General features: G+C 72.2%; 16 protein-coding genes, 1 pseudogene and 1 riboswitch. Of the genes and pseudogenes, 8 read left to right on the top strand and 9 right to left on the bottom strand.

What is annotated here, in order from left to right:
* Positions 1 to 166 precede the first annotated feature (166 nt).
* Positions 167 to 1915, bottom strand: a complete 1749-nt coding sequence (locus tag IE239_RS02410) for a PucR family transcriptional regulator (RefSeq protein WP_190147534.1) — start codon at positions 1913 to 1915, stop codon at positions 167 to 169.
* 387 nt (positions 1916 to 2302) lie between these two features.
* On the opposite strand from IE239_RS02410, the gene IE239_RS02405 reads away from it, so the two are divergent.
* From IE239_RS02405 to IE239_RS02390, 5 genes and pseudogenes are all read left to right on the top strand, one after another.
* Entirely contained in the window at positions 2303 to 3193 is an 891-nt protein-coding gene (locus IE239_RS02405; protein WP_190147533.1) for an FAD binding domain-containing protein, read from the top strand.
* The gene (locus IE239_RS02400) at positions 3193 to 3795 is read left to right on the top strand and encodes a (2Fe-2S)-binding protein (protein ID WP_190147532.1); all 603 of its coding nucleotides are present in this window, start codon (positions 3193 to 3195) and stop codon (positions 3793 to 3795) included. The genes IE239_RS02405 and IE239_RS02400 overlap by 1 nt, the downstream gene beginning before the upstream one ends.
* Positions 3796 to 3797: 2 nt before the next feature.
* Complete coding sequence (locus IE239_RS02395; protein ID WP_190147531.1) at positions 3798 to 6227, top strand: xanthine dehydrogenase family protein molybdopterin-binding subunit; 2430 nt, start codon at positions 3798 to 3800, stop codon at positions 6225 to 6227.
* An 89-nt stretch (positions 6228 to 6316) separates the two neighbouring features.
* Positions 6317 to 6511 (top strand): annotated as a pseudogene (locus IE239_RS41745) (NCS2 family permease); the annotation flags it as partial.
* 11 nt (positions 6512 to 6522) lie between these two features.
* Entirely contained in the window at positions 6523 to 8022 is a 1500-nt protein-coding gene (locus IE239_RS02390; RefSeq protein ID WP_190147530.1) for an XdhC family protein, read from the top strand.
* Here the strand turns inward: IE239_RS02390 and IE239_RS02385 are convergent.
* The 7 genes from IE239_RS02385 to IE239_RS02355 form a co-directional block, all read right to left on the bottom strand.
* Positions 7968 to 9266, bottom strand: a complete 1299-nt coding sequence (locus IE239_RS02385) for a lanthionine synthetase LanC family protein (protein ID WP_190147529.1) — start codon at positions 9264 to 9266, stop codon at positions 7968 to 7970. The two genes, IE239_RS02390 and IE239_RS02385, sit on opposite strands and share 55 nt — an antisense overlap.
* Positions 9267 to 9299: 33 nt before the next feature.
* Positions 9300 to 9740: an SRPBCC family protein gene (locus tag IE239_RS02380; protein ID WP_190147528.1), complete on the bottom strand. Its 441-nt coding sequence runs from the start codon at positions 9738 to 9740 to the stop codon at positions 9300 to 9302.
* A gap of 67 nt (positions 9741 to 9807) precedes the next feature.
* On the bottom strand, positions 9808 to 10596 hold the full coding sequence (locus IE239_RS02375) for a polysaccharide deacetylase family protein (RefSeq protein ID WP_190147527.1): 789 nt from the start codon (positions 10594 to 10596) through the stop codon (positions 9808 to 9810).
* Between the two features lie 225 nt (positions 10597 to 10821).
* Entirely contained in the window at positions 10822 to 12270 is a 1449-nt protein-coding gene (locus tag IE239_RS02370; protein ID WP_190147526.1) for a family 43 glycosylhydrolase, read from the bottom strand.
* 340 nt (positions 12271 to 12610) lie between these two features.
* Entirely contained in the window at positions 12611 to 14833 is a 2223-nt protein-coding gene (gene katG, locus IE239_RS02365) for a catalase/peroxidase HPI (RefSeq protein WP_190147525.1), read from the bottom strand.
* A 66-nt stretch (positions 14834 to 14899) separates the two neighbouring features.
* Positions 14900 to 15337: a Fur family transcriptional regulator gene (locus IE239_RS02360; protein WP_190147524.1), complete on the bottom strand. Its 438-nt coding sequence runs from the start codon at positions 15335 to 15337 to the stop codon at positions 14900 to 14902.
* 124 nt (positions 15338 to 15461) lie between these two features.
* Positions 15462 to 16772 carry an aminotransferase class V-fold PLP-dependent enzyme gene (locus IE239_RS02355; protein ID WP_190147523.1) on the bottom strand — a complete coding sequence of 437 codons (1311 nt, stop codon included), beginning with the start codon at positions 16770 to 16772 and terminating at the stop codon, positions 15462 to 15464.
* 245 nt (positions 16773 to 17017) lie between these two features.
* A riboswitch (cobalamin riboswitch) is annotated at positions 17018 to 17175 on the top strand.
* A 36-nt stretch (positions 17176 to 17211) separates the two neighbouring features.
* On the opposite strand from IE239_RS02355, the gene IE239_RS02350 reads away from it, so the two are divergent.
* Both IE239_RS02350 and IE239_RS02345 read left to right on the top strand, forming a co-directional pair.
* On the top strand, positions 17212 to 17433 hold the full coding sequence (locus IE239_RS02350; RefSeq protein WP_190147522.1) for a CbtB domain-containing protein: 222 nt from the start codon (positions 17212 to 17214) through the stop codon (positions 17431 to 17433).
* 19 nt (positions 17434 to 17452) lie between these two features.
* On the top strand, positions 17453 to 18214 hold the full coding sequence (locus IE239_RS02345) for a CbtA family protein (protein ID WP_190147521.1): 762 nt from the start codon (positions 17453 to 17455) through the stop codon (positions 18212 to 18214).
* Between the two features lie 159 nt (positions 18215 to 18373).
* On the opposite strand, the gene IE239_RS02340 is transcribed toward IE239_RS02345, so the two are convergent.
* The gene (locus tag IE239_RS02340; RefSeq protein ID WP_190147520.1) at positions 18374 to 19015 is read right to left on the bottom strand and encodes a histidine phosphatase family protein; all 642 of its coding nucleotides are present in this window, start codon (positions 19013 to 19015) and stop codon (positions 18374 to 18376) included.
* Positions 19016 to 19578: 563 nt separating this feature from the next.
* Here IE239_RS02340 and IE239_RS02335 point away from each other — a divergent pair.
* Positions 19579 to 20358, top strand: coding sequence for a cobalt-precorrin-6A reductase (locus tag IE239_RS02335; protein WP_190147519.1), 780 nt, complete (start codon positions 19579 to 19581; stop codon positions 20356 to 20358).
* Positions 20359 to 20395 lie beyond the last annotated feature (37 nt).

Here is a 20395-nt window from a genome sequence, read left to right as displayed (position 1 = left end):
CTCCCCGAGCGCGCCGTCGAGCTTTGAGTGGTGGCCGCATCTCAGCACGAATCCCGGCACCGGGCCAAGGGGGCGGGTGAAGGATTTCACAAAGTCGTGGGACTCCGTGTCACCCCAGATTCACGCGAGCGGCCGGCAACGGGGGGTAACCGGTGTCCGGCTGTCGTCAGCTCATGCGCAGGGCCAGGAAGAAGTCCAGCTTGTCCTCCAGTCGAGACAGGTCGCGACTCGTCAACTGCTCGATCCGCCCGACCCGGTAGCGCAGTGTGTTGACGTGCAGGTGCAGACGGGACGCGCACCGGGTCCACGAACCGTCGCAGTCGAGAAACGCCTCCAGGGTCGGGATCAGCTCGGCGCGGTGACGTCGGTCGTAGTCGCGCAGGGGGTCCAGGAGGCGGGCGGTGAACGCCCGGCGCACGTCGTCGGGGACGAACGGGAGCAGCAGGACGTGCGAGGCCAGCTCCTGGTGCCCCGCCGCGCAGACCCGGCCGGGACGGGCGGCGGCCACCCGGCGGGCGTGCCGTGCCTCCTCCAGCGCCCCCCGCAGCCCTTCCGCCGAATGCACGGCCGCGCTGACGCCCAGGGTGAGCCGGCCGTCCCCGTCGAGACCGGCCGACAGCGGCTCCCGTACGGCGGCCGACAGCGCGTCCGCGAGGACGCCGGTCTCGGCGCCGTCGTGCTCGCCGGACATGGCCGGCAGCGGGACGAGGGCGACGGCTTCGTCACCTGTATGGGCGACGGCGATGCGATCGGACGGCTCGGGGCCGGTGGCCAGGGGGTCGACCAGGATCTCCTCCAGCAGCGACTGGGCGACCGGGCCGGCCTCCGGGCCGCCGTCGTCCCACTCCACGCGGGCCACCACCACCTGCCAGTGCGGGGCGGCCCCCAGACCCGGCAGCAGCACCGGAGCGGCAACCCGCAGACGGGCCGCGATCTCCGCCGGAGCCGCGCCCGTCTGGACCAGCTCCAGCACCTCCTGCGCGAGACGGCGGCGCACCGTGCGCGCCGCGTCCCGGCGGTCCCGTTCGACCGCGATGAGCTGGGTGACTCCCTGGAGCAGGTCGAGGCGCTCGTCCGCCCAGTCGCCGGCGTCCGCCTCGACGGCCAGCAGCCAGTCCGACAGGACGCTCTCGCGCACGTCCCGAGTCCCCGGCGTGCTCGGCACGCCGGCCGGGTTCTGTCCGGTCCGTGGCGTCTGCGGGGACCGGTGGATCTGAGGCATGTGCGGTGAGCGGCCGCCGCTGCCGCGGATCGGGAAGAGGGAGAACGCCGTCCGGCCCACGAGCACCCGGTGCGGGCCGGGGCGGCCGGTGCGGACGGCCGCCAGGTGCTCCGCCGCGAGCCCGGCGCAGACGTCGGCCGGCAGGCCCGGGCCCGTCGTCTTCGGGCCCGCGATGAGCCGGCCGGTGGGCGACAGGACCCAGGCGCGCAGGTCCAGGTCGGAGCCGAGCAGGTCCAGGACCACGTCCGGGCCGCCGCCGGCCGGGCCCGAGGTCATCATCCGGCGGTGCCGGTCGACCACGGCCGCGAGGTCCCCGGCGCGCTCGCCGGAGACCTGCCGCACGACGTGCTCGGTGATCGTCGCGAAAGCCACCGACTCGTGCACCGCGAACAGCGGGAGGCGATGCCGGGCGCAGGCCGCGATCAGGTCCTCCGGGACGTCGCCCAGCTCAGCCGTGCCGGCCGCGAGCGCGGCCACCCCGGCCTGCACCAGGATCCGTACGAACGGCTCGGAGTCCGCCGCGTCCCGGCGCCAGGCCAGACCCGTCAGCACCAGCTCGCCCCCCGAGAGGTAGCGGCTGGGGTCCCTGAGGTCGGTGGTCATGACCCCGCGCACCGTGCGGTCCAGTTCGTCCTCGCCGCCGAGGAGCCCGAGGCCCAGCGCATCGGTGTCCAAAAGTGCGCGCAGCCGCATCTCGTCGCCGCCGTTCTCTGTCTCGAAATCTACGATGAGTCTTGAAGGATGTGAGGCTTCGGGCCCGCCGCCGGTTCCGCCCCGAAGAGCCGGGCCCGCTGCGGTGGAATCTCAGAAACCGCATTCTTCGACTGCAGGCTGTTTCCCGCGTTTCTGCAGGAAAACGCGGAGGTTACCGAAGGCCTCCATTCATACGAATCTACAAGATGCCTCGACGGACCAGCCAACTCCTTCATGGCTTCCGTGACTGACCCGGTCGGAGCAAGCCCCTGTGTACTGGCCTCACCCCGCGTGAACAGCACAGGAACGAGCCGGGGTCCGCCGCCCCCGATTCTGGCTCGATAGAGACGACCCACGAGACTCACGAGACGAAGAAGAGAGCCGGTCATGGACTTCCTTCGCCCCGCCAGCTGGGAGGAGGCGCTCGCCGCGAAGGCGGAGCACCCCACCGCTGTGCCGATTGCGGGTGGCACCGACGTGATGGTCGAGATCAACTTCGACCACCGCAGGCCCGAGTACCTGCTCGACCTCAACCGCGTCGGTGACCTCTACGAGTGGGAGGTCGGCGAGGAAGCCGTGCGGCTCGGGGCCTCCGTCCCGTACTCCCGGATCATGGAGAACCTGCGCGCCGAGTTGCCGGGCCTCGCGCTCGCCTCGCACACCGTGGCTTCCCCGCAGATCCGCAACCGCGGAGGCGTCGGCGGCAACCTCGGCACCGCCTCCCCGGCGGGTGACGCCCACCCCGCCCTGCTCGCCGCCGGCGCCGAGGTCGAGGCCGAGTCGGTGCGCGGTTCGCGCCGCATCCCGATCGACGCGTTCTACACCGGGGTGAAACGCAACGCGCTCGCCCCCGACGAGCTGATCCGCGCCGTCCACGTCAAGAAGGCCGACGGCCCCCAGCAGTACTCCAAGGTCGGCACCCGCAACGCCATGGTCATCGCCGTCTGCGCCTTCGGCCTCGCCCTGCACCCTGAGACCCGGACCGTGCGCACCGGCATCGGCTCCGCCGCCCCCACCCCCGTCCGGGCCAGGACCGCCGAGGAGTTCCTCGACGCGGCGCTCGAAGAAGACGGTTTCTGGGACAACGGAAAAGTCATCACCCCCTCGGTCGCCAAGCAGTTCGCCGACCTGTGCGCCGCCGCCTGCAACCCGATCGACGACGTCCGGGGCACCGCGAGCTACCGCCGCCACGCAGTCGGTGTGATGGCCCGCCGGACGCTCAGCTGGACCTGGGAGTCGTACCGCGGCGCCCGCCGCGCCTCGAAGGGAGCCGCGTGATGCGCGTCAACTTCACCGTCAACGGACGCCCGCAGGAAGCCGACGACGTGTGGGAGGGCGAGAGCCTGCTGTACGTGCTGCGCGAACGGCTCGGGCTCCCGGGATCGAAGAACGCCTGCGAGCAGGGAGAGTGCGGCTCGTGCACCGTCCGGCTGGACGGCGTCCCGGTGTGCTCGTGTCTCGTCGCCGCCGGCCAGGTCGAGGGCCGTGACGTCGTCACCGTCGAAGGACTCGCCGACCACGCCCGGCAGCGCGCCGTACGCGACCGTTGCAAGACCGTTTCCCACGGTGCCCCGGCCGCCTCCGGGCCCTCCCTCGACGAGGCGCGGGTCCGGCAGGCAGAGGGCTCCGACTCCCAGGCCGGCGAGGGCGGCGAACTCGCCCCGATCCAGCAGGCCTTCATCGACGCCGGCGCCGTCCAGTGCGGTTTCTGCACCCCGGGCCTCCTGGTCGCCGCCGACGAGATGCTCGAACACAACCCGACCCCGACCGACGCGGACATCCGCGAGGCGCTCTCGGGCAATCTGTGCCGCTGTACCGGTTACGAAAAAATCATGGACGCGGTCCGACTGGCGGCCGCCCGACAGGGAGAGGCGGTCTGACGATGCCTTCCCCCACCCGCGGCTTCCCCCGAGCGGACGGCGCCCCTGTCGGCCACCCCCTCGGCGCCCCCGTCAAGGTCACCCAGGACTCCCGGACCAGGGGCGGCATCGGCGAGTCCACCCTGCGCCCCGACGGCACCCTCAAGGTCACCGGCGAGTTCGCGTACGCGTCCGACCTGTGGCACGAGGACATGCTCTGGGGCCAGATCCTGCGCTCCCCGGTCGCGCACGCCGAGATCGTCTCCCTCGACACCTCCGAGGCCCTGGCCACCCCGGGCGTCCACGCCGTCATGACGTACGACGACCTGCCGACCGACGTGAGGACTTACGGCCTGGAGATCCAGGACACCCCGGTCCTGGCGCACGGCAGGGTACGCCACCACGGCGAGCCGGTCGCGGTCGTCGCCGCCGACCATCCGGAGACCGCCCGCCGCGCCGCCGCCAAGATCAAGGTGGAGTACCGCGAACTGCCCGTCATCACCGACGAGGCCTCCGCGACCGCCCCGGACGCGATCCTGATCCACGAGAACCGCGACGACCACCACATCGGCCACGTCCCGCACCCCAACATCGTCCACCGTCAGCCCATCGTGCGCGGCGACGCGGACGAGGCTGCCCGGCGCGCCGACGTCGTCGTCCGGGGCGAGTACACGTTCGGCATGCAGGACCAGGCCTTCCTCGGCCCGGAGTCCGGGCTCGCCGTGCCGGAGGAGGACGGCGGCGTCCACCTCTACATCGCCACCCAGTGGCTCCACGCCGACCTGCGCCAGATCGCCCCCGTCCTCGGCCTGCCCGAGAGCAAGGTGCGGATGACGCTGGCCGGCGTCGGCGGGGCGTTCGGCGGCCGTGAGGACCTGTCGATGCAGATCCACGCGTGCCTGCTGGCCCTGCGCACCGGAAAACCCGTCAAAATCGTTTACAACCGTTTCGAGTCCTTCTTCGGCCATGTGCACCGCCACCCGGCCAAGCTGTACTACGAGCACGGCGCCACCCGTGACGGCAGACTCACCCACGTCAAGTGCCGCATCGTCCTCGACGGCGGCGCGTACGCCTCGACGTCCGCCGCGGTCGTCGGCAACGCCTCCTCGCTCGGCATCGGCCCCTACGCCGTCGACGACGTGGACATCGAGGCCGTCGCCCTCTACACCAACAACCCGCCCTGCGGCGCGATGCGCGGCTTCGGCGCGGTCCAGGCCTGCTTCGCCTACGAGGCGCAGATGGACAAGGTGGCGAAGGAACTCGGTCTGGACCCGGTGGAGTTCCGGCAGCGCAACGCGATGGAACAGGGAGCGCTCCTGCCCACCGGGCAGCGGGTCGACTCCCCGGCGCCGGTCGCCGAACTCCTGCGCCGCGTCAAGGCGATGCCGCTGCCGCCGGAGCGCCAGTGGGAGAGCAGCGAGGGCGCGGACGTACGGCAGCTGCCCGGCGGTCTGTCCAACACCACGCACGGCGAGGGCGTCGTGCGGGGAATCGGTTACGCGGTCGGCATCAAGAACGTCGGCTTCTCCGAGGGCTTCGACGACTACTCGACCGCCAAGGTCCGCATGGAGGTCATCGCGGGCGAGCCCGTCGCGACCGTGCACACGGCCATGGCGGAGGTCGGCCAGGGCGGCGTCACGGTCCACGCGCAGATCGCCCGCACCGAACTGGGCGTCGCGCAGGTGACGATCCATCCGGCGGACACCAGGGTCGGCAGCGCCGGCTCGACGTCGGCCTCCCGGCAGACGTACGTCACCGGCGGCGCCGTCAAGAACTCCTGCGAACTGGTGCGGGAGAAGGTCCTGGAAATCGGCCGCCGCAGGTTCGGCGCCCACCATCCCGCCTGGGCCACCGCCGAACTGCTCCTGGAGGACGGCAAGGTCGTCACGGACGGCGGCGAGGTGCTCGCCGGCCTCGTCGACGTGCTCGGTGACGAAGCCGTCGAGGTCGAGGCGCAGTGGCGGCACAGGCCGACCGAGCCCTTCGATCTGCGCACCGGCCAGGGCGACGGCCATGTCCAGTACTCCTTCGCCGCGCACCGCGCGGTCGTCGAGGTCGACACCGAACTGGGACTGGTCAAGGTCATCGAGCTGGCCTGCGCACAGGACGTCGGAAAGGCGCTGAATCCGCTTTCCGTGATCGGTCAGATCCAGGGCGGCACGACCCAGGGTCTGGGCATGGCGGTCATGGAGGAGATCATCGTCGACCCGAAGACGGCCAAGGTCAGGAACCCCTCCTTCACGGACTACCTGATCCCCACGATTCTCGACACGCCGACCATCCCGGTCGACGTGCTCGAACTCGCCGACGACCACGCGCCCTACGGGCTCCGCGGCATCGGCGAGGCCCCCACCCTGTCCTCGACCCCGGCCGTCCTCGCGGCGATCCGCAACGCGACCGGGCTGGAGCTCGACCGCACGCCCGTACGTCCGGAGCACCTCACCGGAACGTGATCCCCGCGGTCACGGTCCCGCGGTTCTCCCCGGGGGTGTTCGCCCCCGGGGCCCCGCTTCCGCAGCCGCTTCCACCACGTTGCTCATGGCTCATGGGCTTCTGCGGCACGGCGCCTCTGGCGCTCGCCGCCGGGCTGTCCGTCTCCGGGACGCCGTCCTCGCAGGCCGCCCCTCAGACGACCTGGCCGCAGGCGATGGGCATGTGCGTGCTGCACGGAATCGTCGACATGCTGCCGGTCGTCACCGGCCCGAGCGGGCCCGTTCTCCACCCGGCCGCGATCAAGGAGACCGAGAAATGCTGGACATCGCCGAGGAACTCGACCGGTGGGCCGGGCAGGGCCGTGACTTCGCCGTCGCCACCGTCGTGGCCGTCGGCGGCAGCGCGCCCCGCCCGCCGGGCGCCGCCCTCGCGGTGGACGCCGACGGCACGGCGATCGGCTCGGTCTCCGGCGGCTGTGTGGAGGGAGCGGTCTACGAGCTGTGCCGGCAGGCGCTGGAGGACGGGCAGCCGCTACTGGAACGCTTCGGCTACAGCGACGACGACGCCTTCGCCGTCGGGCTCACCTGCGGCGGGATCATCGACATCCTCGTCATGCCGGTGCGGAGGGGGGACCCGGCCCGCCAGGTGGTCGCGGCCGCCCTCGCGGCAGCCGCTTCCGGCGCGGCGGTCGCGCTGGCGCGCGTGGTGAGCGGCCCGCCCGGCCTCGTGGGCCGCGCACTGCTCGTCCGTCCGGACGGCGATCACGACAGCGGTTCCCACGACAGCGGTCGTCTCGAAAGCGGTTCCACAGGAGGCGCCCGTTACGAGAGCGGTTTCGGAGGGAGCGGTCGTTTCGAAAGCGGTTCCGCAACGGGCGTCCGCTACGAAAGCGGTTACCGAGGGAGCGGTTGTTCCGAAGACGGTTTCCGCGGCGGATTCGTTGCCGAGGGTGGTTCGGGTGGTCGTAGTTTCGAGAGCGGTTTCCGCGACGGACGCAATCACGCGAGCGGTTCCGGAGGCTGCGGCTCTTTCGAGAACGGTTACCGTGACGGCGGCCCGCTCGACGCCGCCTCCCCCGGCCGTAATCCTTGCGAGACCGGTTCCTACCAGGGTGGCTTCGGCGCCCATCCCGAGCTGGACCGTACGGTCGCGGCAGAGGCCCGGGCGTTTCTCGACGCCGGTCGCACCGGCACGCTGGAGATCGGGGAGCGGGGTTCACGCTGCGGGGCCCCGGTCACCGTCCTGGTGGAGGCGTCCGTTCCCGCGCCGCGGATGATCGTGTTCGGTGCGATCGACTTCGCTGCGGCGCTGGTGCGGGTCGGCAGATTCCTGAACTACCACGTGACGGTCTGCGACGCCCGTCCCGTCTTCGCCACCGCGGCCCGCTTCCCCGAGGCGGACGAGATCGTCGTCGAGTGGCCGCACAGGTACCTGGAGCGCACACGGGTGGACGCGCGGACCGTGCTGTGCGTCCTCACCCACGACGCGAAGTTCGACATCCCCCTGCTGCGGCGGGCGTTGCGTCTGCCGGTCGCCTACGTCGGTGCGATGGGGTCGCGCCGCACGCACCTCGACCGTGACCGCCGCTTGCGCGAAGCGGGCGTCACGGAGGTGGAGTTGGCGCGACTGCGCTCACCCATCGGTCTCGACCTGGGTGCGCGTACGCCGGAGGAGACGGCGCTGTCGATCGCCGCGGAGATCGTCGCCGACCGGCGTGGCGGCAGCGGAGTGCCGCTCACCGGCGCGCACACGCCGATCCATCACGACGTGACGTCGCCGCCGCCGTCGGCGGGGCGGATCGGTTCGGTCGTCTGAGCCGTCGTCACCCGGACGGCGGGCTGGTCCGGCCAGGTGAACGCGTAGCGGGGATCTCCTCCCCGGCTCAACCGCACGTGACGCAGCAGTTCGCGCGCGATGCCCGCGTTGCCCATCGCCCACCCGGTCTGGGCTTCGAGGTCGCTCGTGGCGGCCCGGTGCTCGACGTTGCGCCAGCGCGCGCCGGAGGCGTCCCGCGTCGCGCGGGAGGCGAGGTCCGCCACGAGGGCGGCGGCGAACTCGGGGGAGTCGCCCTGTTCGGCGATGCGGTCGCCGGCCAGCGCGAGTACGCCCGCCGTCCCGCAGCAGCGGCCGTTGTTGTCCCAGAATCCTGGCCGCAGCCTGCGCGGCAGACCGGAGCGGGTCACGGTGTGCCAGCAGCGGTCGGCCAGGTCCGACCAGGAGGACTCGCCGAGGACGTCGCGCAGCATCCGGAAGACCTGGGCGTCCCCGGCCGGTCCGTGGCACCAGCCGTAGCTGTGGCGGTCGACGACGTCGGGTCGGTGCTGCGGGTCCGAGTGCGGGACGAGGAAGCCCTGGGACCCGGCCTCGTCGCGGGACACGACGTCGGCGACCCCGGCCCGCGAGAGTCCGACGAGGTCCTCGCGGCCCGTCGCCGTTCCGACCACGGCGAGTGCGTACGCGATGCCGAGCGTGCCGTGCGCCAGGTGGTGCAGCCTGGTACCGGCCCCGGCGAGCCACGGCCAGGTCACGCCCGCCGCCGTCGGCTCGGCCGTGCGCGAGTAAGGCTCCAGGGCGGCGAGCGCCCCATCGGCGTCGCCGCACAGCAGCGCTCCCAGTCCGATGCCCGCGTTGCCGCCCATCAGCTCGAACAGGTCGCCCCAGCGCGTCCCGTCGAAGCGTGCGCGCACCCGTGCCAGAGCGCGGTCCGCCGCGGCGCCGGCCGCTGCCGAGCCGAGGTCGCGGTGCACGGCGCGCAGGACCACGGCGATGCCGGTGAGGCCGAAGTACAGGGAGGCGTCGGGGTGTTCGTCGACGGCGTCCGCGAGGCTGCGGGCGGCCCGCAGGGCGGTGTCGGCGTACGAGTCGTCGCCGAAGTGCCGCCAGGCTTCCAGGAGCACGGGTACCACCCCGGCCGTGCCGTTGTAGAGCGTCGGCTCGACCGCACCGTCCGAGGGCGCGACGGGCCAGCCGAGGCCACCGTCGCCGGTGTCCCGCGCGGTGTTCCGTAGCCAGCGCAGGGCGTCCGCCGCGAGGGCCTCGGACTCGTCCACCGTCGTCATGTCCCCACCCTGGCACGCGGGGCGGGGACATGGTCACGGGGTGCGGAGGAGGCGGTCCGCCGCCCGGCCGAACACCGCGCGGGCCGCCGCCCCGAGGAGCGGATCGAGGAGGGACGGCAGCAGGCGCACGTCCAGTTCCTCGCGCCAGATCACGCGGGTCCGCCCGTCCGGTTGCGGCCGTACCTCGATCTCCGCCCAGCCCAGGACGACCCGGCCGCGTTTCTCCAGTCGGCAGCGGCCCGGGGCGTCATCGGCCGGCGGCTGCCACACGGTCAGCTCCATCCGGTCGTCGAAGGCGAGCGGGCCGAGGCCCGAGCGGGCCACGAAGACAGTGCCCTCGTGGTCGGGCGGGGGAGTGAGCACGGTGACGCGGGTGAGCGGTACCACGTCGCCGTGCCGGGACCACCGCGTCAGACGACGCCAGGCGTCGTCGGGGGACAGCGGGACCGTGCGCTCGAGCTGGAAGAGGGCCACCCGGTGATCGTAGGCAGCCGGAGCGCGCGGGCTGTGGATTGCCCCCGGCTCACCGGGCGGCCCGCGGTCAGCGGTAGACGTTCCCGGGCACCGCTTCCCCGGGCGCAAGCAACTGGGGCACCGTCACGAAGACGAACCCGCGCTCCTTCAGCGCGTCGATGATTCCGGGTACGGCCGGCACGGTTCCGTCGTAGAGGTCGTGCAGCAGGATGATGCCGTCCCGGTCGGCCTGTGCGAGGACCCGGCGCTCGATCACCGCGGAGTCGGTCGTCGTGTAGTCCTTGGCGGTCACGGTCCACAGCACTTCGGCGAGGCCGAGTTCGCGGGAGATCTCGTGCACGGTCTTGTCGGTGCGGCCCTGCGGCGGCCGCATCAGGGTGGGGCGCCGGCCGATGAGGCGCTCTATCGCGTCGTTGGGACGCCGGAGTTCCTCGCGTATCTCGTCCGGCTCGATCTGCGTGAGGATCTTGTGGTCCCACGTGTGGCTGGCCACTTCGTGCCCCTCGGCTGCCATGCGTCTGACGAGCTCCGGGTACTTCTCGATATGTCTCTTGCCCAGCAGGAAAAACGTTGCTGAGACCTGCTTCTCCCTCAGGATGTCCAGCAAGCGGGCGGAGTTCTCGCTGGGACCCGCGTCGAAGGTGAGGGCGATGCACTTCACCTCCCGGCAGTCGACAGCGCCGATGCGAGAGGTCTGGGAGGTGGCGGCGGGACGGGCGCGGGCGCTGCTCGGAAGTGTGGGGTCGACGCCGCCGCAGCCGGTGAGCGCGACAGCGGTACAGGCGGTCACCGCCGAGACGGCGACGGCGCGCAACCCGGCCCCCCTGTTCTTCGTCTTCCTGCTCGGAGAAGGCATGCCGAGACTATACAGAGAAGGTATACGCTCAATGTATAGTCCCGGCGTCGTGCCGTCGGCGCGCCGCAGCATGCCGTCCTCACCGCCACGAGGGCCCCGCCGTGACGAGAACCTCACTGTGCCGAGCCTCGTTCCGCGACGGTGCTTCCGCCTCGACGGTGCTTCCGCACCGACGGAGCTCCCGCCGCGGCGCGTGTCTCGCCCGGGCGTGCGACGGCGGGCGGCTCACTGGGCGTAGAAGGTCGCGTCCCCCTTGTCCGTCGCGGTGCTCGGCGTCTGCACGTAGAGCAGGTAGTTGTAGTGGCGGATGTAACGGCCCGCGTAGTTGTACGACTCGTACGAGATCCCCGCCGCGTCGGCGAGTCCGGCTTGCTGGTAGAAGGTCGCGTCGGAGGCGAACCCGGACGTGCCGTCGTTCTTCTCCAGCCACACCTCGGAGTTCTTGTGCCGCAGGTAGTAACCGGGGAAGCCCGTCGCCTCCAGGGAGACCGTGCCGGTTCCGGCGAGACCGGGGACCACGCGGAACTGCGAGTCGGCGAGCGGGCTGACGTTCGCCTCGATCCGGGCGCGGTAGTCCCAGTGGCGGATGAACCGGTCGGGGTAGTTGTAGGAGGAGAGGCGCTTCGGGGTCACCCCGTCGGCCACCGGGATGCCGAAGTCGGGTGTGCCGTCGGCCTTCCAGTACAGCTTCTGCACGCGGGTGCGGCGGTTGGGGTCGTTCAGCGGGTCGCCGGTGATGTCCCTGTAGCTCCGGTCGTGGTAGACGAGGATGTCGGACCTGCCGTCCTCGGAGACCGTGAAGGAGTTGTGGCCGGGGCCGTACTGCGAGGTCGCGTCGTTCGTCCGGAAGACGGGCTGCGACCCCTTGGCCCAGGACGCCGGGTCGGTGAGGTCGGCGGTCGCGGAGGCGGTCAGCATGCCCAGGCAGTAGTTGGCGTCGGTCGCGCTCGCCGAGTAGGTCATGAAGACCTTGCCGCCGTGCTGGATCACCGCGGGCCCCTCGTTGACCTTGAAGCCCACGGTCTCCCAGGACAGCGTCGGCTGCGAGATCTCCGCCGGAGTTCCGGAGATCGTCCAGGGGTTGGCCAGCTTCGCGATGAACAGACTGGTGTTGTTGTTCTCCGCCGGGTTGCGCTGGGCCCAGGCGAGATAGCGGACCCCGTTCACGACGAACGTGGTGGAGTCGAGGGAGAAGCTCTCCCAGGTGGTCCTGATCTGGCCCTTCTCGGTCCAGGCCGCGGCGAGCGGGTTGGCGCCGGAGCCTTCGAGGACGTACATCCGGATCGCCCACACGTCACTGGTGGAGCCGGCGGCGAAGTAGACGTACCACTTGCCGTCGATGAAGTGGATCTCCGGCGCCCAGATGTGGGCGCCCATGACGCCGCTGCTGTGCTTCGTCCAGATGGTGACCTCCTGCGCCGTGGACAGGCCCTGGATGGTCGTCGCCCGGCGCAGCACGATGCGGTCGTACTCGGGGACGGTGGCGGTGAAGTAGTAGTAACCGTCGGTGTGCTTGTAGATGTGCGGGTCGGCGCGCTTCTCGGCGATCGGGTTGGTGTACGTCACCGCGGGTGAGTCGGGCGCGGCGGCCTGAGCGGGGGCGGCCACGCCGGTGAGCACGGCCGCGAGGGCGACGAGGCCGGCCAGGATCAGCCGAACGGCGTTGCGTCTCAAGGGGGTTCTCCAGGGGCTGGGTGTGCGGGGGCCGGTTGTGCGAGGGCCGGTTGTGCGTGGTCAGGGTGTGCGAGGGCGGGGTGTGCGAGGGTCGGGTGGTGGGCATGAGGCGCCGATCCCGGCAGGTGTTGTCCAGGGACCGTCCCTTGTCCGTGAAGCAGCCTGTTCCCATGTTCGCCATCTCGAACACAGTTCGTAACTTCGGCCAGAAGATAGGGGGCTTGCATGTCCTCGTCAATGGTTTGGGCGGGCGGGCAACGCGCCGGGGCGTCCGGCTCGGTCGTGTGGACCGGGCCGGACGCCCCGGGCGTTCGGTGCTCCTCGTGCAGGTGTCGCGGGATCAGACCAGGTCGAACCGGTCCAGTTCGCAGACCTTGACCCAGGCCGCGACGAAGTCGTTCACGAACTTCTCCTTCGCGTCGTCGCTCGCGTAGACCTCCGCGAGCGCGCGCAGCTCGGAGTTCGAGCCGAAGACCAGGTCGGCGCGGGTTCCGGTCCACTTGACCTCGCCCGTGGCGGCGTCCCGGCCCTCGAAGACGGTCTGGTCCGAGGACGTCGACGACCAGGTCGTGCCGAGGTCGAGCAGGTTGACGAAGAAGTCGTTCGTCAGCGTGCCGGGGGTGTCGGTGAACACGCCGTGCGAGGACTGGGCGTGGTTGGCGCCCAGCACGCGCAGGCCGCCGACGAGGACCGTCGTCTCGGGCGCGCTCAGGTTCAGCAGGTTCGCCTTGTCGAGCAGCAGGAACTCGGCCGGCAGGCGGTTGCCCTTGCCGACGTAGTTGCGGAACCCGTCGGCGGTCGGCTCGAGCGCGGCGAACGACTCGACGTCCGTCTGCTCCTGCGAGGCGTCCACCCGGCCCGGCGTGAAGGGGACCTCCACGTCGTGCCCGGCGTCCTTGGCGGCCTTCTCGACGGCGGCCGCGCCGCCGAGGACGATCAGGTCGGCCAGGGAGACCTTCTTCGCACCGGAGTTGAACTCGGCCTGGACGCCCTCCAGGACGCGCAGCACCTGCGCCAGCTCGTCCGGGTTGTTGACCTCCCAGCCGCGCTGCGGCTCGAGGCGGATGCGGGCGCCGTTGGCGCCGCCGCGCTTGTCGCTGCCGCGGAAGGAGGACGCCGACGCCCACGCCGTGGACACCAGCTGCGAGACGGTCAGCCCCGAGTCGAGCAGCCTGGCCTTGAGCGCCGCGATGTCCTCGGCGCCGATGACCTCGCCCTCGGCCTGCGGCAGCGGGTCCTGCCACAGCAGGGTCTCCTGCGGGACCTCCGGGCCGAGGTACAGGGACTTCGGGCCCAGGTCGCGGTGGGTGAGCTTGTACCAGGCGCGGGCGAAGGCGTCCGCGAACTGGTCGGGGTTCTCGTGGAAGCGGCGCGAGATCTGCTCGTAGACCGGGTCGAAGCGCAGGGCCAGGTCCGTCGTCAGCATCGTCGGCGCGTGGCGCTTGGACGGGTCGTGCGCGTCCGGCACGGTGCCGGCGCCCGCGCCGTCCTTGGCGACCCACTGCTTGGCGCCGGCCGGGCTCTCGGTCAGCTCCCACTCGTAGCCGAAGAGGTTGTCGAAGAAGCCGTTGCTCCACTGCGTCGGCGTGGAGGTCCAGGTGACCTCCAGGCCGCTGGTGATGGTGTCGCCGCCCTTGCCGGTGCCGAAGCTGCTCTTCCAGCCGAGGCCCTGCTCGGCCAGCGAGGCGGCCTCGGGGTCGTCGCCGACGTGGTCCGCGGGGCCCGCGCCGTGCGTCTTGCCGAAGGTGTGACCGCCCGCGATGAGGGCGACCGTCTCCTCGTCGTTCATCGCCATGCGGCGGAACGTCTCGCGGATGTCGCGGGCCGAGGCCAGCGGGTCGGGGTTGCCGTTGGGGCCCTCGGGGTTGACGTAGATGAGGCCCATCTGGACGGCGCCGAGCGGGTTCTCCAGCTCACGGTCGCCGCTGTAGCGCCGGTCGTCGAGCCAGGTGGTCTCGGGACCCCAGTAGACGTCCTCCTCCGCCTCCCAGACGTCCTCGCGGCCGCCGCCGAAGCCGAAGGTCTCGAAGCCCATCTGCTCCAGCGCGACGTTGCCGGTGAGGATCATGAGGTCGGCCCAGGAGATGGACTGGCCGTACTTCTTCTTGACCGGCCAGAGCAGGCGGCGGGCCTTGTCCAGGTTGGCGTTGTCCGGCCAGCTGTTGAGCGGGGCGAAGCGCTGCTGACCGGCGCCGGCGCCGCCGCGGCCGTCGCTGATGCGGTAGGTGCCCGCGCTGTGCCAGGCCATGCGGATCATCAGCGGGCCGTAGTTGCCGAAGTCGGCGGGCCACCAGTCCTGCGAGGTGGTGAGCACCTCGGCGATGTCCTGCTTCACGGCGGCGAGGTCGAGCGCTCCGAAGGCCGCGGCGTAGTCGAAGTCCTCGCCGAGCGGGTTCGCCACGGCCGGGTTCTTCGCGAGGATCTTCAGGTTGAGCCGCTCCGGCCACCACTGACGGTTTCCGCCGCCCTGGGTCGGGTGCAGGGCACGGTCGTGCGCGACCGGGCAGCCACCTGCCTCCGCCGCCTTCTGTTCGGTCACGATCGCGTCATGGTTCTCGGTCATGGGGGAATCCTTCTGGACTGGTCGGATCACATGCTCACGTACCGCAGGTCGGGACGCTGCGGGTGCTCAGGTGCTGCGGGCGGACGAACAGTCGGGGCACAGGCCCCAGTAGATGACCTCGGCCTCGTCTATGGAGAAGCCGCGGTCGTCGGCAGCGGTCAGACAGGGGGCGTGGCCGACCGCGCAGTCGACGTCGACGACGACGCCGCACGAACGGCACACGAGGTGGTGGTGGTTGTCCCCGACGCGCCCCTCGAAGCGGGCCGGGCTGCCCGGCGGCTCCAGACGGCGCACCAGGCCTGCGGTGGTCAGCGCGTGCAGGGCCTCGTACACGGCCTGCACGGAGATGTGGCCCACGCGGCCGCGGACGCCGGAGGCGATCGCCTCGACGTCCAGATGGTCGCCTTCGCGGACGGTCTCGAGCAGTGCGACACGGGCGGCCGTCACCCGCAGGCCGGCACCGCGCAGCTCCTCGGCGGTGATCGGTGCACGGGGGGCTGTCATGAGGTCGAATCTACGGCATAAAGACGAACCATTCAAGAAAACGAACCGTGCAAGTCTGGAGAACGGCGTGTGTCGCGGCGGGTCCCGCACGGAACCCGGCGCCGAACGGCGCGTGTCACGCGGTTCACAGGAACGAGGCCAGCCCGTCGAGCAGCCGGTCGACGTCCTCCGTGTCGTTGTAGGGCGCGAGCCCCACCCGCAGCGACGGGTCCGGCAGCTTCAGCGCGGCGAAGACCTCATACGCGTAGAAGGAGCCCGCCGGGGCCACCACCCCCCGCGCGGCCAGATGCGCCTGCGCCTCCCGCGCGTCCCGGCCCTTCAGGGTCATCAGGACGGTGGGGGTGCGGTCCGGCGCCTTCGAGTGGACGGTGACGGCGTCGCCCAGCGCGCGCAGCCCCTCCTCCACCCTGGAGCGCAACGCGTTCTCGTGAACGTGCAGGGACCGCAGCGACCGCTTCAGCCGCTCCCTGCGCGAGGCGCCCGGCTCCCCGTCGTCCGGCCCCTCGTCGTCCGGCCCCTCGTCGTCCGGCTTCCCGGCGTCCGGCGCGCGCCCGGCCGGCGCGTGTCCGTCCCGCGCGCGCCCGTCCCCCTCCCCGCCCGGGTCCATCGCGGCCAGGAAGTCCACGGCGGCGGTGGCCCCCGCCAGGATCTCGTAGGGCAGGGTCCCGAACTCGAAGCGTTCCGGCACGGTGTCGGTGGACGGCAGCAGCTTGTCCGGCGCGAGGGCCTCGAGGACGTCGGGCGACCCGGCGAGCACGCCGCAGTGCGGTCCGAGGAACTTGTACGGCGAGCAGACGAACAGGTCGGCCCCCAGCGCCGGCACGTCCACCAGGTGGTGCGCGGCGTAGTGCACCCCGTCGACGAAGACCAGGGCGCCGACCTCGTGGGCCCGGTCGGCGATCCGGCGCACGGGCGGCCTGGTGCCCAGCACGTTCGAGGCCGCCGTCACCGCGACCAGCCTCGTCCGGGACGACAGCGCCCGCTCGTAGGAGTCGAGGTCGAGCCCGGTCGTCGCCTCGTCGATCTCGATCCAGCGGACGGCGGCCCCGGCGCGTTCCGCCGCCTGGATCCACGGCCGCACGTTCGCGTCGTGGTCCAGCCGGCTCAGGACGATCTCGTCGCCCGCCCGCCAGCCCTTGGCCAGGTGCCGTGAGAAGTCGTAGGTGAGCTGGGTGGCGCTGCGGCCGTGCACGATGCCGCTCGCCGGCACGCCCAGCAGGTCCGCGTAGGCGGCCCGGAACCCGGCGACGGACCGCTCGGCGTTGCGCTCGGACGTGCTGACCGTCCCGCGGTTGGACAGCGGACCGGTCATGGTCCGGACGATCGCCTCCGCGACCGGCACGGGGGTCTGCGTCCCGCCCGGGCCGTCGAAGAACGCGAACCCTTGCGAGAGGGAGGGAAAGTGGGCCCGGAGGGCTACGACGTCTATGGCCATGGCCCAGACTCTGGCACCGGCCGCCCGGAACCCACCAGTGGGTCGCGCGGCGCGCCACGCGGCCACGCGGATCACGCCGCGGGACAGGGGCGCGGGCCAGGGACGGGACCCCCGCTCCGGCGCCTGCCGGCCGGAGAGCGCCGACCGCGCACCGGGTCCTCTCCGGCCCCCACAGGCCCGTCGCCGACGGGTGATCCGGGCCACACGACAGCAGAGAACGGCATCACCCCAGGTGGCGCGGTATTGGCCATGGACGCGACACACGGTACCGTCGCTCTGTTATCGACGACGGGATCACGGAAGCCGGTGGAAATCCGGCACGGTCGCGCCACTGTGATCGATGCGCCGCCCGGAGCGGGGGCGCATCGCGAGTCAGACCCGGGGCCGTCGTCCTGTGCACCACCGAGATGGGACGCGAACTCCCAGAGGAGGCCCTGCCATGGCGCAGCACGTCGCCCAGCCGACCGCCACCACCCCTGCCGTACCCGCCAAGCTGCCGCTGAGGGACATCGCCCCCTGGGCCGTCTTCTTCGGCGTCCTGATGCTGGTCATGCTCTACTTCGTGGGCGCCGAGCAGGGCGCCACGTCCGTGGTCTCCGGCGAGGGCGTCCACGAGTGGGTGCACGACGCCCGTCACCTGCTCGGTTTCCCCTGCCACTGACGAGGGGCGCCGCACCCGCATGAATTCCGCAACGGTAAGGAACCTGCTCGTCCGGGGCATGCTCGCCGGCCTGGGGGCCGGCGTGCTCGCCCTGGTCGTGGCGTACTTCCTCGGCGAACCGAACGTCGACAGCGCGATCGGCTTCGAGGAGTCCCACACCCCCGCGCACCACCACGAGGTCGAACTCGTCTCCCGCAGCCTGCAGTCCACCGCCGGCCTGGCCACCGGCGTCCTGGTCTACGGGGTGGCCTTCGGCGGCATCGCCGCGCTGGCCTACTGCTTCGCCCTGGGCCGCGTCGGACGCTTCGGCCCCCGGGCCACGGCGCTGCTGCTGTCCGGGGCCGCCCTGCTCACCGTGGACGTCGTGCCGTTCCTGAAGTACCCGGCCAACCCGCCCGCGGTCGGCGACCACGACACCATCGCCCAGCGCACCACGCTCTACTTCCTGATGATGGTGCTCGGCGTCCTCGTCGCGGTCGCCGCGGTGATCGTCGGCAAGCGGCTCACGCCGAGGCTCGGCGCATGGCACGCCACCGTGGTCGCCGTCGTCGGCTTCGTGGCCGTGATCGGGCTGGCGTACGGGTTCCTGCCCGCCGTCAACGAGGTGCCGGGAGACTTCCCGGCCACGCTGCTGTGGCGGTTCCGCCTCTCCTCGCTCGCCCTGCAGGTGACGATGTGGGCGGCCTTCGGCCTCGGCTTCGGGGAACTGGCCGAGCGGCTGCTGAATCCCCGGCCGGCGACGGTGTCCGCGGGCACGACGCCCGCTGCCGCCCCGAACTGACCGTCCCGGCAGGGGAGTCGACCCGATCAGCCGCGACAGTCGACGTGACTGGCCGATCTGACAGGCCGACGTGACAGGACGACGTGGCGGTCGACGGTCGACACGGCACGTCGGCGTGACTGCGACAGCGGCCCTGTCGCGCCGTCACCTGACGGGACGTCATGATGCGCCGGACGAGGCCTCGGCCGAGTCCGGCGGATGTCCCAGCCGCAGGTTCCAGCGACCGTCGCGGCCGCTGATCGAGGTGGCCGTGAGCGGCGGTACGTCGAGCCGCCAGAAGGCTGTCGCGGGCGCCCCCAGCACATGGACGACCGCTGCCCGCACGATCTCCGGCTCGACCACGGCGAGGGTACGGCCGTCCGCCCCCGACGACGACTCCAGCCAGCGGGACACCCGCGCGCACAGGTCCAGGACGGACTCCCCGCCGTGCGGCGCGGATCCCGGGTCGGTCAGCCAGCGGGCCACCGCCTCCGGCTCGGCTGCGCCCACCTCGGCGAGGGTCAGTCCGCGCCAGCGCCCCACGTCCAGCCCGGCCAACTCCAGCGGCTCCACCGGTTCCAGCGGCTCCACCGGTTCCGTCGCCGACCCCGCCGGCCGGGCCGCGCCCAGGCCGAGCGCGGCGGCCGTCTCCCGGCAGCGCACGGTGGACGACGTCACGACGCGCGCGCCTGCGGGCAGCGCGCCGGCCGCGGCCCGGGCCCGCGCCGCCCCGCCCGCGTCGATCGATCCTCCGTCGTCGAAACGGGCCTGACGCAGCGACGCGTTCACGGCGGGCGAGACGAAGGTGACACGGCTCGTCACGTGATGCTCCTCCAGGTGCTTGCAGATGCGCGGAGTTCCCGGCCGCGAGGTCGCCCCGGTCGTGGGCGGCCGGTGGACAGGGGTCAGCGGCCTCGGCCTGTGGCCGAAGGTGGCCGGTAGCCGAAGGTGGTCGGTGGCTGTCGGCGGCCGGTGGGGCCGTCCGCCGCTCTTACCGCTGCGCGTCAAGCGCGCCCGCATGTACGGACACGGGGGCGACCGGCGTCGGCAAGCTACCACAGGCGCCTTGTGCCCCCGGTCCGGGCGGCGGGTCCGAGTCCCGCCGCCCGGAGCCCGGTTCAGGCGGCCGCCGCCGGGCGGCAGCGCGGTGCGAGCCCCGGGAACCGGATCCCGCACTCCGGCCGGCGGCCCCGGACCGGGGACCGCGTACCCGTGGGCCGGTGTGCTTGAGTGGAGCGCGCATGGTCCGGTCCCGCGTCGCCCCGCGGACCGTCTCCCTGCGTCTCCCTGCGTCTCCCTGCGTCTCCCCGCGTGGCCCCTCCTACCGCTTGCTCCGTCCTCCCAGCCCCCGACCCGCCGCCGCTCATGATCGGAGCCGGACTCTCGTGCACGTACTGATACTCGGTGGGACCGCGGAGGCCCGCCGGCTCGCCGAGCTGCTGCGCGCCGTGCCGGACCTGAAGGTGACCAGCTCGCTCGCCGGACGGGTGGCCGCTCCCCGGCTGCCGCCGGGTGAGGTCCGCGTGGGCGGGTTCGGCGGGGTCGAGGGCCTCACGGCGTGGCTGCGCGAGCACGCGGTCGACGCGATCGTCGACGCCACCCACCCCTTCGCCGGGACGATCGGTTTCCACGCGGCCGCGGCCGCCGCCGCCGTGAAGGTCCCGCTGCTCGCGCTGCGGCGCCCCGGCTGGGCGCCCGTCGAGGGCGACCGCCGGCACGAGGCGAACTCTCCGGCGGAGGCCGCGGCGTTGCTGCCGGCGCTCGGGCGACGGATCTTCCTCACCACCGGACGGATGAGTCTGGCGGCCTTCGCCGGCCTGGACGACCTGTGGTTCCTGGTCCGCTCGGTCGAAGCGCCCGAGCCGCCCTGCCCGTCCGCCATGGAGGTGCTGCTCGACCGGGGCCCCTTCACCCTCGACGGGGAGCGCGAGCTGCTGCGCCGTCATCGCGTCGACGTCCTGGTGACCAAGGACAGCGGGGGTGAGGCCACCGCGCCGAAGCTGACCGCCGCCCGGGAGGCGGGGCTGCCCGTGGTCGTGGTGCGCAGACCGCCGGCGCCCGCGGGCGTTCCCGTCGTGCCGGACCCACAGGAGGCGGCACGATGGATCGGAGCATGGCTGGACCGGATCCCTGACCGGGATAGGACACGTACGAAACCGGCCTGATCGGCAACTGGTCCGACCGGTCCCCGCGCGGGCTCCT

The sequence above is a fragment of the Streptomyces humidus genome, assembly GCF_014649655.1.
Lineage (GTDB): Bacteria > Actinomycetota > Actinomycetes > Streptomycetales > Streptomycetaceae > Streptomyces > Streptomyces humidus.
This window is presented reverse-complemented; position numbering and strand designations above follow the sequence as displayed.

Excerpts from the sequence above, each read along its gene's own strand:
- IE239_RS02410 (WP_190147534.1), bottom strand. The coding sequence starts at position 1,915 with ATGCGGCTGCGCGCACTTTTGGACACCGATGCGCTGGGCCTCGGGCTC.
- IE239_RS02405 (WP_190147533.1), top strand. The coding sequence starts at position 2,303 with ATGGACTTCCTTCGCCCCGCCAGCTGGGAGGAGGCGCTCGCCGCGAAG.
- IE239_RS02400 (WP_190147532.1), top strand. The coding sequence starts at position 3,193 with ATGCGCGTCAACTTCACCGTCAACGGACGCCCGCAGGAAGCCGACGAC.
- IE239_RS02395 (WP_190147531.1), top strand. The coding sequence starts at position 3,798 with ATGCCTTCCCCCACCCGCGGCTTCCCCCGAGCGGACGGCGCCCCTGTC.
- IE239_RS02390 (WP_190147530.1), top strand. The coding sequence starts at position 6,523 with ATGCTGGACATCGCCGAGGAACTCGACCGGTGGGCCGGGCAGGGCCGT.
- IE239_RS02385 (WP_190147529.1), bottom strand. The coding sequence starts at position 9,266 with ATGACGACGGTGGACGAGTCCGAGGCCCTCGCGGCGGACGCCCTGCGC.
- IE239_RS02375 (WP_190147527.1), bottom strand. The coding sequence starts at position 10,596 with ATGCCTTCTCCGAGCAGGAAGACGAAGAACAGGGGGGCCGGGTTGCGC.
- katG (WP_190147525.1), bottom strand. The coding sequence starts at position 14,833 with ATGACCGAGAACCATGACGCGATCGTGACCGAACAGAAGGCGGCGGAG.
- IE239_RS02360 (WP_190147524.1), bottom strand. The coding sequence starts at position 15,337 with ATGACAGCCCCCCGTGCACCGATCACCGCCGAGGAGCTGCGCGGTGCC.
- IE239_RS02355 (WP_190147523.1), bottom strand. The coding sequence starts at position 16,772 with ATGGCCATAGACGTCGTAGCCCTCCGGGCCCACTTTCCCTCCCTCTCG.
- IE239_RS02350 (WP_190147522.1), top strand. The coding sequence starts at position 17,212 with ATGGCGCAGCACGTCGCCCAGCCGACCGCCACCACCCCTGCCGTACCC.
- IE239_RS02345 (WP_190147521.1), top strand. The coding sequence starts at position 17,453 with ATGAATTCCGCAACGGTAAGGAACCTGCTCGTCCGGGGCATGCTCGCC.